The following is a 16,794-nucleotide window of genomic DNA, read 5'->3' on the forward strand; positions in this document are numbered from 1 at the left end:
ACTTCAGACCACGGTTGTTTCACCCTGTCTTCCCCCCTTCACGATATCCTTACTTTTCATCCAGCTTGTAATCGACTCTAAAAATTCCGGCACAAAACGCTTATCCAATTTTTCATACTCTTTCGTGCTGCCAGTTTTACATCTCCAGAAAAGATGGTTGGTTTGTGGGAACACTTTTGTAGTAACATCACCTTTAGGCATAAGGCTTTTAATGACATCAAGGCTCGGCCCTGGCAAACAAAGGACGTCCTTCTCCCCAAAGAGAGCCAGCACCGGACAGGTGACTTCGGGCAAAATGGGTCTTGGATCATAATCCAGGATATTCATGATTGGATGCTTGTATCCAACCTTCTCTGCCACCCTCGCCGTTAAAAACAATGCTCTGGTTGCAGTCATGTCCACCAGTTTTTTCATCGGCGACGCTCCGGCAACAAGAAGATGGTTTTCACGATCCATTAATATCTGTTCGTAAACGGAGATATATGGACCAGCCAAGCTTATGATAAAACCAACCTCTTTAGACTTAGATGCAGCCAGCTGTGCAATCCATCCTCCCTGACTATGTCCGATAAGCCCTATCTTCTGCCGATCAACCACCTTTCGCGTCTGCAAAAAGCGGACAGCTGCCAGCGCGTCATCCGCGCGATCATCAAACGTCTGTGCTTCCCAGTTACCTGTAGATCCGCCAAGACCAGGCTTATCAAACAGCAAAACTGCGACACCCTTGGACACACAATGCTCCGCCAAAGTCACCCACATATAAAATCCCCAAGCTTCCCCCAGACGCTTCGACACTCCACCAGAGCCAACAAGAAACGCCATAGCCGGATAGGGGCCAGGCCCCTCTGGAGTAAACAACGTACCGGCAAGCATATTACCGCTACTCTCAAAAACAACTTCCTCACGTGGCAATAGAGTTACCTTCTTTCGTATGTATTCTGTATTCACTTGTTCAACAATTCGGCAAAGATCGCAAAAATCCTTCTGGGGACAGGCCCCTTATCCCATTCCAAAAGCGCAACACAGGGACCTGTCCCCGACGGATCCTGTTCTTTAAAGTGTCCCAAGAGCATACCAATTTAGCGTTGATTTCTTTTAGGGCACAACTGGGGAGCGTGCATCATGGAGAAACAGCAACAATTGGATAATAAACCTTCAAGCTATGAGATGGATTGGTACTGGGTTGGATTTCTTGTGTTGGTTGGTCTTTGGATTATCAGCTTTGGATTTTCCAGCTTGATTGAACCATTAGATCTACTTCTGCTTCGGTTGGCACTAAATGGAGTAATTGTCGCCTATTTTCTGATTGTCCTCATCATCTACCGTTATCTATCCTGGAAGAAGCCATCGAAATATGTGATTATTCGCTTCAATGGCAAAGAGGTCGGGAGAATGTAATCTCCCAACCTCTTTTAACTTTATAAGTCCTAATACCCATGTTATCTGGGCTGAGTTCCTATGATGATAAAATGATTGAATGGATTTAAACCTGCAGTGTTATGTGGATTTAAAATGGAGTATTAAGATTTGAGTTTTCTATAAAACTGTGGATTAGACATCGGTGTTTTGCAGCTCAAATTGCTTTTTAAAAACCGCAAACTCCCTCTCATTTTTAACGGTTTTCTCCCATGTGTGTTCGTGGTCCGCTTCTAAGGTATGAAAGCGATTCATTACCTCTGAATGGCGTTTCTCATTTTCTACACGCATTAACTTTGTTTCTTCTTTCATAATAAAAATTTCGCTCTTCATCTCCACTTGTTCAGCTTTCATTTCAAAGATGTCTTTCTTCATTTCTGACATATCTCTCTTCATTTCCACTTGTTCAGCTTTCATTTCAAAGATGTCTTTCTTCATTTCTGACATATCTCTCTTCATTTCCACTTGCTCTGCTTTCATTTCAAAGATGTCTTTCTTCATTTCTGACATATCTCTCTTCATTTCCACTTGCTCTGCTTTCATTTCAGAAATGTCTTTCTTCATCTCCATTTGTTCAGCTTTCATCAGCTTTTGTTCACTGTTGATATTTCCAACTATGGTGATTAGACTAGTAAGCATTTCCTCCATACGGTCCAATTGTTGTTGCATCTTTTCCACCTCCTTCAACATAATCTTACATCTTTCTTCCCAAAAAGCCAATGTGTTTTACCCTATCTCTATAAGGGGCCGAGTTCAGCTTTCCACTACGCCAAAAATCTTACCATGTACGAAGGATGCTGGCTCCTCAGCCCTTTAAGTGTGAGATGGAACCTGTCCCTATGTTCCACAATATGTCCGATAATCATCGCCTGATGGTCCAGGCACCGCACAATATTCCTCCTGTTCCTCCGAATACGCAAAAGGATCCTCCAATACTCTTAGCAGATTCTCCATCACGCCGAAGTTTCCGAATTCCACCGCGGCTTCAAGCGCTGCCTCGACCCGGTGGTTGCGCGGTATCACTGCAGGGTTACTACGCTTCATCAGTTCCTGTACAGCCGCAAGATTCTCTTCCTGCCTGCCCAGCCGCGCCTGCCATTTCCCGCGCCACGCTTCATACTCAGGCTTCCCGGATAACGCATCCTCCGCCTTATTTAAGGTTAACGCACGGAATGTATTCGTAAAGTCAGCATGATGCTCCTTCATCAGACCGAGAAGCTCATCGATCAATGCTTCGTCTTCCTTTTCTTCATTAAAAATCCCTAACTTCGCTCTCATTCCCGCAAGCCAATGACTCTTATACAATCCGGAATATTCATAGAGGGCTTCTTGGGCAATCTCCACCGCCTTTTCCTGTTCCCCGTGCAACAAAGGCAAAAGTGCTTCGGCAAAGCGCGCAAGATTCCACCCGCCAATCCGTGGCTGGTTCTCATACGCATAGCGCCCTTGTGCATCAATCGAGCTGAATACCGTCTTTGGATCATACACATCCATGAACGCGCATGGCCCATAATCAATCGTCTCTCCGCTGATTGTCATGTTATCCGTATTCATCACCCCGTGGATAAACCCGACCAGCTGCCATTTGGCGATCAGCGCAGCCTGACGCTTCATCACTGCCTTGAAAAAGTCCAGGTATCGTCCTTCACCTTCTTCAATCTCAGGATAATGCCGCTCTATTGCATAATCAGCCAAGGCCCGAAGCTCCTCCACAGAGCACCAGTTTGCTGCGTATTGAAACGTGCCGACACGCAAATGACTCGATGCCACCCTTGTCATGATTGCACCCGGCAGCAATCGTTCCCGCATGATTCTCTCTCCGGTGGTAACGACTGCCAGACTGCGTGTCGTCGGAATGCCCAGTCCATGCATCGCTTCACTGATGATGTATTCGCGCAGCATCGCTCCAAGTGCCGCCCTACCGTCTCCGCCACGGGAATATGGTGTCCGTCCAGAGCCCTTCAATTGAAGATCAAATCGCTCGCCATCAGGGGTGATTTGCTCCCCTATCAACAAGGCACGTCCGTCCCCAAGCATCGTAAATCCACCAAACTGATGACCTGCGTATGCCTGTGCCAATGATGCACCACCTTGAGGCACTTCATTCCCAGCTAACACCGCAAGCCCTTCTTCCTCTAAAAGCGCCTCTGTGTTTAATCCGAGAGATTCCGCCAAAGCATGATTGAAAATAATCATCCTTGCACCAGAAACGGGATTTGAATCTATCGTAGAAAATAACTTTTCCGGCAGGCGGCTATACGAATTATCAAAATTCCAGCCTGATTTCCTTTTATCGATTGTCATGTTATCCCCTCCTTCTTTTATTAGTACATTTATTATAACCCTATGCACACGGCATAATCTAATTCCCGGCACCGCTTCACCATGCAAAAAAGAGAGCTGGAAACAGCTCTCTTACCCTTAAGAAAATAATTTCGGCACCTGATTCACTAATGTCACACCTGCAAGATATGCCGTGGCGAAAAAGACGATAACCCCGAAAATGGTCAGCCACAGCGGATGCTTATAATCCCCCACGATGGATTTTTTGTAGGCAGCAATCAGCAAGGTCCCGAGTGCAATCGGAAGAATCAATCCGTTAAATGCACCTGCCAAAATCAGTAGTAACACCGGTTCACCGATCAGTACAAAAATAATGGTGGATACAATGATAAAGCCGATGATCACCTTTGTATTATTCCGATCAATCTTGCTTGATAAGGTCCGCAAAAAGGATACCGAGGTGTAAGCCGCCCCGACCACCGATGTGATACCTGCTGCCCAAAGGACCAGCCCGAACATTTTATATCCGACAATCCCTGCTGCCTGTTCGAAAACGGATGCCGCTGGATTTTTCGGATCGAGCTCGAACCCTGTCACCACTACGCCCAATACGGCTAGGAATAGGAAAATCCGCATGATGGACGCGATGATGATTCCTGAAACCGAGCTTTTGGTCACCTGATGAAGGTTTTCTTTTCCGCTTATCCCTGCATCTAGCAAGCGGTGTCCACCGGCAAACGTTATGTATCCACCAACGGTACCTCCAACTAGCGTAATGATGGCAAACACATCGACGGTTTCCGGCGCAAAAGTCCGCAGCACCGCTTCTCCTACCGGCGGGTTGCTCTGGAATGCCACAAAGAGTGTCATCAACACCATCATCAATCCCAATACCCTGGCAATCTTGTCCATCGCCACTCCCGCTTCTTTTGAAAGGAAGATCCCGACGGCAACTGCTGCAGTGATGACCGCGCCAATGCGCACATCCAGTCCAAAAAGCACGTTCATGCCAAGCCCCGCTCCACCTATGTTCCCGATATTAAAAGCCAGTCCACCCAATGAGACGGCAAATGCCAGGAAATAGCCAAGGCCCGGCAGAACCATATTTGCAATATCCTGTCCCCTCTTTTTTGAAACGGCGATGATCCGCCAAACATTTACTTGGACACCGATATCCAAAATGATGGACATCAAGATGACAAAACCGAAGCTTGCCAGTAGCTGCTCCGTGAAAACGGCAGTTTGAGTCAAAAAGCCTGGACCTATTGCCGAAGATCCCATCAGGAAAGCGGCCCCAAGCAGGACACTCCAATTGCTTTTTGTCGGCTTATCAAGCCTATCATATGTATTTTTTTGCCTTGACAATTCGGTCACCATCCTTTGTATTATGATTCAATAATCAGAATGCAATTATTCCACAATAGTAACAGAAAAGAAGAAAAGGGTGTTACCTACTTCCGACCTGTTCTTAATCTCGCCCGTGCCGAATAAGAATATAGTTGAAGAATTTCGTAATGTTGGAGGTATCCTTATGATAAGCTTTGCGTTTTTCCGGGGAATCGTCACCATGATCAGCGATTTTGCAATCAGTTCCACAGGCGAAGGAGAAGGCTGCTATAAATTGTATTCAGTTGAAGATAGTGCTGGGGGAATGGTCAATTTTGTGGTCGCACCCACTACTTATTTCATCGATCAAGCACGGGTATCAGTCGGGGATACCATCACTGGCTATCATGATGCAAATGCCCCGGTCCCTTTTATCTACCCGCCTCAATACAATGCAATTATCATTGTAAAAGAAAACAACAGCCAAAATGTAAAAGTCGACTATTTCAACAGCCAGTTGGTGAGCAGTGACGGACAATTGAAGCTGAATCTCTCCCCCTACACCCAACTCCTGTTAGCAAACGGTCAGCCTTTTACAGGGAATCCCGCCAACCGCAACCTGATTGCCATCTACGGTCCGGCCACCAAAAGCATTCCGGCTCAGACCATGCCTTATAAAGTGATTGTTTGGTGTTGAGGGGGAATCTAAAAAGAGAAGCAGGCTATCGGCTAGCCTGCTTCTCTTTTTGATAAAGGTTCAATTTGTATAGAAAGTGAAAAATTCCTCTATAACGTTTTAACCTTCGCCGATTGATAGTCCAAGTGTCCCCCATGGAGGCGGCGGATAGGACCCGTTGTAAAAAATAGTGCTTTGTCCTGGAGTGGTCGGTGATTGAAACTGCTGCTGAAACCCACCGCCATAAGGATTTCCGTATGGATTCATTGATCCAGGTGAAAAAAGAGTGCTATGTCCCAGTGGGGGTGATTGAAACTGCTGCTGAAACCCTCCAAAAGGATTTCCGTATGGATTCATGAACTGGGAAGCATATCCCCCATATTGATAGTGTGGCGGATCGATCGGCGGCGGTGCTGCAGCATAGGAACCGAATGGGTTCTGTCCCATACCCATATACCCCTGTGATGTTGGATTTGAATACTGCTGCCCTGGATTGGACCCGCAAGACATGCATGAGCGTGCTGAGAATTGATACATTTTTGACATCCTCCTTCTTTAGCAGAAATGGATTGTTGTCACCTTTTAGTTTTTCAAATATAGGTGACTTTCCTATAACGTATGTCATATCCAGGAAGATGCATGGGTGAATGACCAGAAATGGGGTGTTTTAGTTCCGCTACTGAACGAATGGATGCTCTATACATATGATGTGATAGGAGGTGACGGGTAAATGAACTATTACAATCATCATTATCCTTATTCAAATCAACAGCCAATGATAAGGAGTGATGCACATCATAATGGCTTTCCTTATAATTTCAGGCAGCAACCGCCTACAGTTGATGTAACAGGAGAATGGAAAACAGATTTCGGCAAAATGATTTTAAAACAAGAGAACGGTAACGTTACAGGGGAATATAGTTATCAAGATGGAAGGATTAATGGGAGAATCGAAGGAACGATCGGCGGCAATGTGCTTACAGGGACATGGGCAGAGAGTCCATCTTATGCACCGCCATTAAATGCAGGATACCTTAGATTCACTTTTACCGGCAATTCGTTTGCAGGTACGTATGCACAAGGCTTTTCAACAGGATACGGTGTTCGGAACTGGAAAGGAACCCGCATCCCTGGAACCGGACCTCAGCCAACACCAACCCCCACGCCACCCGAACCATTCCCTTGGCAAGGACCTCAACCAGGGCCTGCCCCAGCCACAGCCATCACAAGTGCCAGATTTGTTCATGCAGCGGTTGATCTAGGCAATGTCGATGTTTATATCAACCGGCAAAAGGTGTACAATAACTTCTCCTATACAAATGTGACAGGCTATGATGATGTGACAACAAGGTCCATTCTGGTGGAGCTTTACCGGGCGGATCAAAATACAAAACTCTTTGAGGAACTTGTACAAATTAACCCGCAATATTTATATTCCCTTATCTTTGCTAGCAACAGTCAGCGTGTTGACCTCATTACTTTGTTGAACCAGAAAACGAACCCTTGATGGCGGGTTCGTTTTTTATATAATCCTTATTCCCGATCTAATGGCTCATCTGCCCTTTTTTTTCTGGGGGAAACCGATCAACAACGCAATTCCCACCAAGAGCAGCGAAATGCCAATCCATGAAGTGAGATCCAGTTGTTCCTTCAATATGAATACCCCGAAGATCGCTGCGGTTAAAGGCTCTCCCAATGAGAGTGTCACAGCTGTGGAGGAAGGGACGGTTGCAAGCCCTTTTGCAAAAAGCAGATAGGCAATCCCGGTCGTCACAATTCCAAGATGTAGCGTTACAACGGCGCCACTGAATTCCTTTATCCACGACATCTCATAGATAAACAAAAACGGGGATAGAAATATGGCACTGAGACTGAACACGACAGCAACCACCGATAAGGAAGAATGATTGGTGATCAGTTTTCTGCTGACTAGCGCATAAAAAGCAAACGCGAGCCCCGCACCTAGCGCCATCAGGATCCCATAAGGATCGACGTGGACCGATCCTTTGTTTAAAAAAAGCAGGAGGCAGCCGATAATGGATAATCCCGTCGAAACCTTCCATATTTTTGATGGGGTTTTTTTCAAAAAGAACCACTCCAGAACGCCGGAAAGAATCGGGGCGCTTCCGATTGTGATTACTGTTCCGATCGCCACTCCGGTGATGGTAACCGACGAAAAGAATAACGGCTGGAAAATCGCCATGCTGATCGCCGCCAGGCGGGCAGCTCCGATTGCTATGGGGTGGGCTGTTTCCGGTGCGAAGGTTTGTGCAGTCCCTGTGGTCCCCCAGAGGAATGCTGCAAGTAAAATCCAAAGTGGCCCCCACGATTGTTTCATAGGATTTCCCCCTATCAAAATAAAGAACCTGTAACATGAGTATAGAAAAATCCAGCCGACTTTTCTTTACCAGGTTTAAGGTTCTTTTTATTTATTACTCAGCGGGTATGACCCCAGACCTCACAAACCAACTTGTAAAGGAGTCGGATAAAGGGCCAGAAGAAGGATTACCCGACAACAATCCTTCTTCCTTCCTCATGGGAGCGCATGATTGCATCCAGGATCAGCTGGACATGATGGCCGTCCTCCAAGACAGGCAGGTCCGCATGCATGTCACCCTTCGAAAGCGCATTATATACTTGATCCAGTGATCGGTAGAATGCATTATAATAGCCTGCGGCAACAGGATTCATCCCCTCAGGAATGTCGAGTGTGTGCTCTATTTCCACTACCTCGAGTGGGTCATTTCCGAGTCCAAGAAGCACTTTGTTGTCCTGTGACATTTTTATAGTTCCTTCAGTCCCGTAGATCTCCAGCTCCCAGCCTTCTGCATGACGTACCGCGATGTTCGAGCCGATAGAAAAGGTTCCTCCGCCAACGAAATTCCCCATAGCCTGAAAAGCATCATCTGCCGTACGGATTTCCTTTTCCCCATTCTCATCCGTGAACTCCGGTACGTGTGTGGTCAGCTGACCAGAAATGGATTCAACCCGTGCGTCCGTCCACCATAATAGCGAATCGATCAGATGCGAACCGACCGCACCTAGCATTCCCCCTGCCTGGTCCTTTTGACTGAGCCATCCTCTTTTTGCAGTCGCGTAACGCTCATAGCCCGCAATATTCAAGGAAAAATTCACATGCAGCACTTTGCCGATCTTCCCGCTCGCAACGATTTCCTTCACCTTTTGTCTTGCAGGCAGGAAACGGTATTCAAAATTGATCCAACCGAGTTTACCCGCTTCATCCCTTGCCTTGATCATATTCTCTGCCTCTTGTGCATCAAAGGACATCGGCTTTTCACACAACACGTGACAGCCTTTTTCATATGCCTTCACTACCATGTCATGATGCAACAAAGGAGCAGAGGCGACCGCAACCAGGTCGAGCTCCTCCTGATCCAGCATCTCCTGCCAATTGCTATACACATTTTCCACACCGGTCTCTTCCCTGATCTCATCAAGCCTGCCTCTTGCGACACTTGAAATCGAAACAACTTCATATCCAGGATGACTCTGCATCACGGGTGCATGCACCTTTGCGCCAAAACCTGTACCGATGATCCCTACTTTTATCTTGTTCATGATGGTTCCCCCTTCAGTTATGTACTCTCCATCATTTCGACAAAAAACAGCACAATTCCTTCCTGTAGGAATGTGCTGTTGCTTATGCCAGCTTACGTAAGCTGTTACCTTAAAACGGATTTGCCACTCTCCATTTTTCGAAGCAGGGATTGGTGGAATCTCTCCCTGTCATCAACTGTTACGTACACTTTCTCTATCACTTGTGGCTTTCCCAGGAGATTGATCATGTAAATAGGTTCCTTGAGGCAAAGTTCAAAGTGTGGCATCTCCGTCTCGAGTAACACAGCTTTAAAAACTGTTTTATTCTTTTTCTCTTCCATAAAACTATTGCCGCTGTTAACCGTGTCTATCATTCTTATGGGAACTTCAATCTCCCTCCTCGAACCTAATCGAATACGAAGCTGTTCATCGGTAAGTAAGATCGGGCGTTGTTTAATGGCACGGTAATCACTGATAAGGTAAAGCACGCCATAAATATTCAACGCAATATGAATCCAAGATAGGATGGGACTCCATTGGTGAAGCAGGAAAAAGAGACCTGCACTCTCGAGTAGAATCACGCTCAGTAAAGCAATAAGAATCGCTTTATAGCCCGCTTCCTTATGATAAGTAAAGGATTCCCCTGCTTCCTTTGGAGATTCTCCTGCCAATAGATAATAAAACATCGTGATTTCCCGGATTAATAGAGTGGAAACAGGCTTTGGCAACGATCGGTTCAATACCATTCCTACCTTTTCAAGGAAGGTCCCTGAATCGCCTAGGTTTTTATAGTTCCTGTAAAGTTTAAATAATCTAAAAACCAAGAAGCTTAATAGAACTAATTCTACTAAAATAATGATAGATTTCATCCGTACTCCCCTATCCTATGCAAGCTGTTCCACCATACAGCAGGATTTCTACTAGTGGGACAAGGGACCTGTCCCCGAAAGCTCAATCACTACAACCGTCCCCTCGCCTACAACTGATTCAACAGACAGAGAGCCTTTATGCAGCTTGGCAATTTGGAGGGCGATGCTCATGCCAAGGCCAGATCCTTCTGTGCGGGCTTCGGTATGGGTCCCGCGATAGTAGCGGTTGAACAGGTTCCTGCGGGTTTCCTTGTCCATTCCGATCCCATCGTCCTCTATCTTGATTTTCAGGAGGGAGTCTCCAGCTGTCTCCAGCTTCACCTTGATATTGGTTCCTGGCGGGTTATGGTTAATAGCGTTATAGATGAGATTATCCACCATCCTCTCGAACCATCTTTTTGCTATTGGCATGGTGACGGTGTAGTCCAGAGGCTCGAATGATAGATGATAGTCCGATAGAGTCCTGTCCTCCTGGAACTTCTCGATAATGTGCGCCATCAGGCTATTGATTTCTGTTGGTTCGAAATTGGCGATGCTGGAGTCATTTTTCAATTGAAAGCTTAAGGAAAAATCCTCTATGAGACTTAACATATACTTGCTCTTGTCATCGATTGTCTTTCCTATCTCCTCGAGCTCCTGCTTTGACCAGTCGTATTGTCCGCTTTCTAGCAAGGTGCCATAGCCCTGCATCGTGCTCAAAGGCGTGCGAAGATCGTGGGAAAGTCCGGTCATCCATTCTTCCCTGGTCTTTTCCAATCTTTCTCTTTCCTTCTTTGACTGATCCAGCTTTTCCGCCATGTCATAGAATGCCCCGAACACCTCAGCATACAGTCTGTACTTCATTCTGATCTTGCCATTTTTCTTGAAAATGAGCTTCTTTTCTTTTTCAGTCAATACCTCTTCATACTGACCGTTCCCCATCCGGCTTAGCCAGCTCGTGAAAATGAACAGTGGGTTCCCGTAACGGAATCCGTTCCAGAACGAAAGGATGATGGCCAGCAACAGAAAAACGGCAACTGTTATGGCAAAGGCCACGATGATTTCCTCGAGCGATGTCAGTTTTAGCTCCTGCTTATGTTCATTCGGCGTATAGAGTACCCATAAATGACCTGTGCTCTCGTCACGATGGTACGTGGCTGTTGTAGCATATGCATCAGGCGTAATATTTCTTATATAAATATCAAGCGGGAGGTCATCCGCCGCGTTCGTATCGTTTCCTATGGATTGCAGCAGTTGATTATTCCCATCCCATATTTCCAGATGGCCGTCCACCGTCTGTAACTTTTCCTCTATCTCCCCGGATCGTGCTTGATCGACGATATCTTCAGAGCTGTAGTCGCCCGTAAGCTGTTGCAAAAGACTATGTGCTTCGTCCTCTTTTCCCAATACAAAAAGGTATGGCTCATCATAGGTCGTTTCCAGATAAAAATAGAGAGAAAATCCGAGCATCTCTTTATTTTCCTGCATCACGTAAAGCTCCTGTTTGTCATAGGAGTCTGGGAAGTCCGGTGGCACATTGCTTGATTCTATCACTTTCCCGTTATGATCGATGATCTGTACCCATACATCCTCATCTGCCAGATCCTTGTCCCATCCCTCTGCCATCGTCAATTTATTAATCGAATTGCCGGTATCTATCGCGACACTTTCCACCTTCGTTTGATAGTAATTGATCATGGATTCATGCTTTGTCATCACACCGACGAGAATCAGCATGAGAAGGATGAAAAGGATGATCATCCCGACAGCAAGAGAAATGAACTGAAAGGAAAAATGCAGGAACAGCCTTCTTCTTAACCGCTTCATGCCTGCTTTTCCTTCACAAGCTTATACCCAAGGCCCCTGACGGTAACCAGATGCTCCGGACTGCTTGGGTCTTTTTCGATTCGTTCCCTGATTCTCCTGATATGTACGGAAACGGTATTGTCATCCACATAGTGGTCAAACCCCCAGACCGCTTCAAGCAGACGCGATTTGGATAGGACCATATTGGGATGCTTGCAAAAATGAAGCAACAGGAGATAGACCTGTGTCGGGCACGGGACCGCCTGTCCTTCCACGATCAGCTCCCCCGCTTCTTCATTTAACTGGAACCTCCCGAAATGATAGATCTTTTCCGATTCCTTTTTTTCCTGTATCGCCATGGTCCCAGGTGACCGGCGGAGATAGGCCTTCATTCTTGCCGCAATTTCTAGCGGATTGAAAGGCTTCGTGACATAATCATCGCCTCCGGTGGCGAAGCCTGTCAGCACATCCAGATCTGATACCTTTGCCGTCAAAAAGAGAATATAAGCAGCTGAAATCTGACGGATTTTCGGACATAGCTCAAAGCCGCTGCAATCCGGAAGCATGACATCAAGCACAATGATATCCATCTTCACTTTTTCCAATATAGAAAGTGCGTCCGCACCAGTATGTGCCGTATATATATGGTTGAACCCTTCTTTTTTCAGCATGATCTCAAGCATTTTCACAATCGCTTTTTCATCATCGACTATTAAAATATGTTTATTTTCCATGTATCTCCACCCCGTACATATCTTAGCATAGCAACTTTACCAATAGTTGAACAAAATGGAAATTAATTTATCCATTCGTAAGGTAGCCGTCAATCATCAGACATGAGCCACATATATAGTGAAATTATGAAAAGGGTGAGAGGAGAAACGAAGATGAATAAAAGGGTTAAACTGATAGATGGAATGCGAGGCTTCAGCCTGATAGGGATCCTGATGGCAAATATGCTAATTTTTCAATATGGGATGTGGGGGAAGGATGAACTGCAGCATTTCCAGCTGTTTTCAGGAGATAGCATCTCAAATACCTGGCTGAGGATTTTCGTGGAGAGCAGCTTTATGCCGATCTTCATGTTCCTGTTCGGATATTCGATGATCAAATTCAAGGAAAAGCTCGAACGTGACGGCAAGAAAGTGAAACGCCATTTTGTGCGCCGTTCCTTCCTGCTTCTAGTACTCGGATTGCTCCATTCCATTTATATCTGGGAAGGAGATATATTGTTTACGTATGGATTTCTTAGCCTGATCATGCTTATTTTCATCAATAGAAATAAGAAGACGATGCTCGTTTGGGCTTCGGTGCTGTTCATTCTGACCTCCCTTTTAGGCCTCGGGACGATGGAGCCGACAAAGGAAGAAGCACAGAACATGACCTCCTATGTAGAAAAGGCAACTGAAATATATGCAGCAGGAAGCTACACCGATATCAAGGAATTCCGCAACAGCGATGAGGATCCACTTGGACTTCCACCTGCAGCATACTTCCTGCTGTTCCTGCTTTCACCGTTTATCCTATGCCCGATTTTCCTGCTTGGCATGTATGCGGCAAAAAGCAACTGGTTCGCCAATCCACAGCAGGAACGAAGAGGCTATTTGCTTGTCTCGATGGTGCTTGTGCCTTTAGGACTTTTACTAAAAAGCTTGTCATATGCATTTCCGGATGCCTCCTTCTCAGGAGTTGCAGGGATGCTCGGGGCCCCACTGCTTTCCTTGGGCTATATCTTTGCATTTGCCCTTCTGTATACGATGGACTTCAATCCGCTGCTTGCCTTATTTGAAAAGGTCGGGCGCCTGTCCCTGAGCAACTATCTGCTCCAAAGTGTCATCTGCACGACCATATTCTACGGCTACGGATTCGGCCTGTTCGGCAAAATCGGGGTCCTGAACGGAATCCTGCTTGCGATTGTCATCTACAGCACCCAGGTGGCCCTGAGCCATTGGTACCTGCAATACCGCAAGGCCGGCCCAGTTGAAACACTGATGCGGATCGGCACATACTGGCAATGGAAGAAAAAGAAACAGCAGGCAGTCACACATGGTGTGGTGATGAAATAAACGGTCAAAAAAGGGGTCAGGCACCTTGGATATTTTCCAAGGTGCCTGACCCCTGCTTTTAGCGATATCTCAATGCCAATCCCTTCAGGAAGTTCCTGGCGTACTTGTCCATGCAGACTTTGTAGTTTTTATGGCCTTTCTTCCTTAAGAAAGCGCCGAGCTCACTTTTGGAAATCGAAACTCCCGCTTCAGCCAATGTGTCGATGATATCATCCGTTGTCAGGCTGAGGGCGATTTTCAGCTTCTTCAACAGGATATTGTTGGCAGGTTCGTTGGAAAATGGCGGTTTTTCCGGCTGTCCGGGCTTTGGTTCCTGCCTGCCCCTTTTAAAAATGATGAAGCCATTAAGGAATGCCTCCAGCTTGTTATTGTTGATTGGAAGGATGTCCTCTTCCTCGAGCGCTTGCTCATACTCTTCCTCCGAGTCGAAATCGTAGCTGTCCACCGGCTTGGTGAGTATTTTCTCCACTTCTTCCTGGGTCACATCCACGTCCCCCAGCTGAAAAATCTCGACCATATCTTTGTCTTTGATATCCAGGGCGTATCTCAATCTAATCAGAATATCGTTGTTCGTCATCTATTTATCCTCCTAAAACACATGCTTGTTTATGTAAGTTCATCTAGTATATCATACATGAAAAACAAAAATAAAAAGCCCAACCCCTCGGCAGGAATTGAACCTTCACAAAACTTATTCAACCTTCTCCATCACCGCAAAATAGTTCTCTTCCCCATCGGCAAAATTAAAAACCTTCATCGGCCCCATATTCACCATTTCCCCTACCTTTACCCCTTTTTCAGATAGATCTCGATAAAACTGCTCAAGATCTGGCGTGGTGAACATGAGTGAAGGGGTCCCAAGGTTCAATTCCGGCGACATTTTTGCTATGACTTCCTTATCATGCAGGATGATGCTCGTTTCCCGATCCTTGGACGGCGCCACTTCAATCCACCTCATATGACCGTTATTTTCCTCTGAAATGACCTCAAACCCGACCTTTTCCGTCCAGAATTTAACTGCCTCATCCTGATTGTCGACATACAGCATGACTTGCGAAAGCTTATGGATCATCTTAATTACCTCCTAAATTGGGTATCGTGTTCCTTCATTACTTCTACAAGGGGGACTGAATTTCCTTTCTATAGGGAGGACTTAGGGTCAAAGCCCCTTTGACTGCTCAGGATAATGGCGAATGCATTTATCATCCAGTACACCTTACCCTTATTCGTTTATTTTCTTATTATCCTCATTTCACTTAATGGCCAATACACTACATTGGTTGTTCCTACTATTTGATCCATGGGAATCGCCCCAAGATCCCGGCTGTCATCACTAATTCTCCTATTGTCACCCATCACAAAAACATGCCCTTTTGGAACTGTTTCACCCTTCACCGGCGTATCCAAAAGAGTAAATGACTCCGTTAATGGAGCATCCGTTATACTGGCTTTTTGATCATCGAGATAAGGTTCCTCGTATGCTATGCCATTCACATATAAGATGTCGTCCTTATATTCAATGCGGTCACCCGGCAATCCTATCACTCTTTTTATATAATCCTTCTCCTCGGTAGCGTGAAACACAACAATATCAAATCTCTTTGGTTCCCCAATTTTAGTCACAATCATCCGTTCTTGATCCTCTAGCGTAGATTCCATCGATTCCCCATCCACCACTATAGGAGAGAGTAAAAAAGACCTTACTATAAAAGCCAACAAAAAGGCAATGAAAAGCGCCTTTCCCCAATCCCACAATTCTTTTTTATCAATGGTCATTTTTTTCATCCTTTCGATCCAGGAAATTCATAGATTGTATATTTGAAATTCTATTCTTTAGTAACGACAGTAACGACAATTTTTTCAGCAAAGTGTTTGCCGTCAACTGTTTCTAGCCATACTTTAACCTCTTGATTGTCTTTCAAATCAAAAATACTGCTTATTTTCCCAGTAACTTTAGTATCCTCTGAGAAATGGATTTCTGGAGTATATGGTTCTTCTTCGGGGTCTACTTTAACGGGGTACAAGGTGAATTTACTCTCTTCTAATGCTCCGACAATACCGGAATGGTCCGGTTTTGTTAGATACCAGATTGAAATGATAACCATCACAATAAGTGAAAACACTGAAACTAGGAAGATTTCTCTTTTGACTCTAATTGTCATTCATTGCATGCTCCTTTTCGCAAGGTTGTCCGCCAACCATTAAAGAGAAGATAATCGCGATTTTTAAAATTAAAATTAATCTTTATCCGACTTACCCATTGTAATATCATCAAACGGAGTATAGTTGTTACTCGGTAATTTCCTCTTCCTTATGACTTTAAATATCGCGAATCCGACTGCCAGCACGATAAAGCCAATGAAAAAATAAGTCACATTAATCCCTCCAATTCCATCGAGCAATCTGCTACTCCTTGAAGTAAATGCTCACCATAAATTTCCACCTAATTACATATACGACATAGCTATCATAATTCCTGTAAAAATAAATGGGGACAGGTCCCTCATGACATTAATCAGCTGAACGAATCGGCGAAATGCTTCAACTGGGACCCCAAGCCCGAGGCCGCCCCACAGACATCCGCTTCATCATATGGCATACCAATCTCTATCTCGAGCTTGGTATGGTAGAAAAATCAAAATCCTATCAGTATATATATCAAAATCTGCAGAATGGATCTTGATGATTGGTTCTAAATGAAAAAAACTCGTCAAATTGACGAGTTTTTTCATTTCAGGCAATGTTGCAACCCGCATTTTTATGTCCCCAAGTGGGATATCAATGAAAATTTCAATATATCGATGAATCCGGTCAC

The 16,794-nt window shown here is 45.3% G+C and carries 19 protein-coding genes; 4 read left to right on the plus strand and 15 right to left on the minus strand.

The genetic code is table 11. The features are described from left to right. Positions 1 to 3 precede the first annotated feature (3 nt). Positions 4 to 912 (minus strand): alpha/beta hydrolase family protein, encoded by a 909-nt coding sequence (locus JOC95_RS08715; RefSeq protein WP_204415219.1) that lies wholly within the window; start codon positions 910 to 912, stop codon positions 4 to 6. A 210-nt stretch (positions 913 to 1,122) separates the two neighbouring features. Here JOC95_RS08715 and JOC95_RS08720 point away from each other — a divergent pair, with 210 nt between their 5' ends. Next, positions 1,123 to 1,398 carry a hypothetical protein gene (locus JOC95_RS08720; RefSeq protein WP_204415221.1) on the plus strand — a complete coding sequence of 92 codons (276 nt, stop codon included), beginning with the start codon at positions 1,123 to 1,125 and terminating at the stop codon, positions 1,396 to 1,398. Between the two features lie 153 nt (positions 1,399 to 1,551). Here the strand turns inward: JOC95_RS08720 and JOC95_RS08725 are convergent, their stop codons facing one another. The 3 genes from JOC95_RS08725 to JOC95_RS08735 all read right to left on the minus strand — a co-directional run bounded on the left by JOC95_RS08725 (position 1,552) and on the right by JOC95_RS08735 (position 4,980). Further along, positions 1,552 to 2,085 carry a hypothetical protein gene (locus JOC95_RS08725; RefSeq protein WP_204415223.1) on the minus strand — a complete coding sequence of 178 codons (534 nt, stop codon included), beginning with the start codon at positions 2,083 to 2,085 and terminating at the stop codon, positions 1,552 to 1,554. Positions 2,086 to 2,253: 168 nt separating this feature from the next. Beyond that, entirely contained in the window at positions 2,254 to 3,720 is a 1,467-nt protein-coding gene (locus JOC95_RS08730) for a protein adenylyltransferase SelO (protein WP_204415225.1), read from the minus strand. 117 nt (positions 3,721 to 3,837) lie between these two features. Next, positions 3,838 to 4,980, minus strand: a complete 1,143-nt coding sequence (locus JOC95_RS08735; protein WP_239582818.1) for an NRAMP family divalent metal transporter — start codon at positions 4,978 to 4,980, stop codon at positions 3,838 to 3,840. A gap of 250 nt (positions 4,981 to 5,230) precedes the next feature. Here JOC95_RS08735 and JOC95_RS08740 point away from each other — a divergent pair, with 250 nt between their 5' ends. Then, entirely contained in the window at positions 5,231 to 5,722 is a 492-nt protein-coding gene (locus tag JOC95_RS08740) for a hypothetical protein (protein WP_204415229.1), read from the plus strand. 99 nt (positions 5,723 to 5,821) lie between these two features. Here the strand turns inward: JOC95_RS08740 and JOC95_RS08745 are convergent, their stop codons facing one another. Then, entirely contained in the window at positions 5,822 to 6,238 is a 417-nt protein-coding gene (locus tag JOC95_RS08745) for a hypothetical protein (protein WP_204415231.1), read from the minus strand. Between the two features lie 193 nt (positions 6,239 to 6,431). Between JOC95_RS08745 and JOC95_RS08750 the strand changes: the two genes are divergently transcribed. Further along, positions 6,432 to 7,208: a DUF4397 domain-containing protein gene (locus tag JOC95_RS08750; protein ID WP_204415233.1), complete on the plus strand. Its 777-nt coding sequence runs from the start codon at positions 6,432 to 6,434 to the stop codon at positions 7,206 to 7,208. A gap of 45 nt (positions 7,209 to 7,253) precedes the next feature. On the opposite strand, the gene JOC95_RS08755 is transcribed toward JOC95_RS08750, so the two are convergent. The 5 genes from JOC95_RS08755 to JOC95_RS08775 form a co-directional block, all read right to left on the minus strand. After that, positions 7,254 to 8,039, minus strand: a complete 786-nt coding sequence (locus tag JOC95_RS08755) for an EamA family transporter (RefSeq protein WP_204415235.1) — start codon at positions 8,037 to 8,039, stop codon at positions 7,254 to 7,256. Between the two features lie 167 nt (positions 8,040 to 8,206). After that, the gene (locus JOC95_RS08760; protein WP_204415237.1) at positions 8,207 to 9,280 is read right to left on the minus strand and encodes a Gfo/Idh/MocA family protein; all 1,074 of its coding nucleotides are present in this window, start codon (positions 9,278 to 9,280) and stop codon (positions 8,207 to 8,209) included. 104 nt (positions 9,281 to 9,384) lie between these two features. Then, positions 9,385 to 10,128: a hypothetical protein gene (locus JOC95_RS08765; protein WP_204415238.1), complete on the minus strand. Its 744-nt coding sequence runs from the start codon at positions 10,126 to 10,128 to the stop codon at positions 9,385 to 9,387. A gap of 51 nt (positions 10,129 to 10,179) precedes the next feature. Beyond that, the gene (locus JOC95_RS08770; protein WP_204415239.1) at positions 10,180 to 11,934 is read right to left on the minus strand and encodes a sensor histidine kinase; all 1,755 of its coding nucleotides are present in this window, start codon (positions 11,932 to 11,934) and stop codon (positions 10,180 to 10,182) included. After that, complete coding sequence (locus JOC95_RS08775) at positions 11,931 to 12,647, minus strand: response regulator transcription factor (protein ID WP_204415240.1); 717 nt, start codon at positions 12,645 to 12,647, stop codon at positions 11,931 to 11,933. Before JOC95_RS08775 ends, JOC95_RS08770 begins: the two co-directional genes overlap by 4 nt. 153 nt (positions 12,648 to 12,800) lie before the next feature. On the opposite strand from JOC95_RS08775, the gene JOC95_RS08780 reads away from it, so the two are divergent. Further along, positions 12,801 to 13,979 (plus strand): DUF418 domain-containing protein, encoded by a 1,179-nt coding sequence (locus JOC95_RS08780; protein ID WP_239582786.1) that lies wholly within the window; start codon positions 12,801 to 12,803, stop codon positions 13,977 to 13,979. 58 nt (positions 13,980 to 14,037) lie between these two features. On the opposite strand, the gene JOC95_RS08785 is transcribed toward JOC95_RS08780, so the two are convergent. The 5 genes from JOC95_RS08785 to JOC95_RS08805 all read right to left on the minus strand — a co-directional run bounded on the left by JOC95_RS08785 (position 14,038) and on the right by JOC95_RS08805 (position 16,381). Beyond that, on the minus strand, positions 14,038 to 14,556 hold the full coding sequence (locus JOC95_RS08785; RefSeq protein ID WP_204415242.1) for a YehS family protein: 519 nt from the start codon (positions 14,554 to 14,556) through the stop codon (positions 14,038 to 14,040). A gap of 114 nt (positions 14,557 to 14,670) precedes the next feature. After that, a complete protein-coding gene (locus JOC95_RS08790; protein WP_204415243.1) occupies positions 14,671 to 15,051 on the minus strand; it encodes a VOC family protein in 381 nt (126 codons plus the stop codon). Between the two features lie 158 nt (positions 15,052 to 15,209). Next, positions 15,210 to 15,755 (minus strand): signal peptidase I, encoded by a 546-nt coding sequence (gene lepB, locus JOC95_RS08795; RefSeq protein ID WP_204415245.1) that lies wholly within the window; start codon positions 15,753 to 15,755, stop codon positions 15,210 to 15,212. 50 nt (positions 15,756 to 15,805) lie between these two features. Continuing rightward, complete coding sequence (locus tag JOC95_RS08800; protein WP_204415247.1) at positions 15,806 to 16,141, minus strand: hypothetical protein; 336 nt, start codon at positions 16,139 to 16,141, stop codon at positions 15,806 to 15,808. A gap of 75 nt (positions 16,142 to 16,216) precedes the next feature. Then, positions 16,217 to 16,381 carry a DUF3951 domain-containing protein gene (locus tag JOC95_RS08805; protein WP_239582787.1) on the minus strand — a complete coding sequence of 55 codons (165 nt, stop codon included), beginning with the start codon at positions 16,379 to 16,381 and terminating at the stop codon, positions 16,217 to 16,219. Positions 16,382 to 16,794: the final 413 nt, after the last annotated feature.

The organism is Sutcliffiella tianshenii, from assembly GCF_016908565.1.
In the GTDB taxonomy this organism is placed as follows: Bacteria; Bacillota; Bacilli; order Bacillales; family Bacillaceae_I; genus Sutcliffiella_A; species Sutcliffiella_A tianshenii.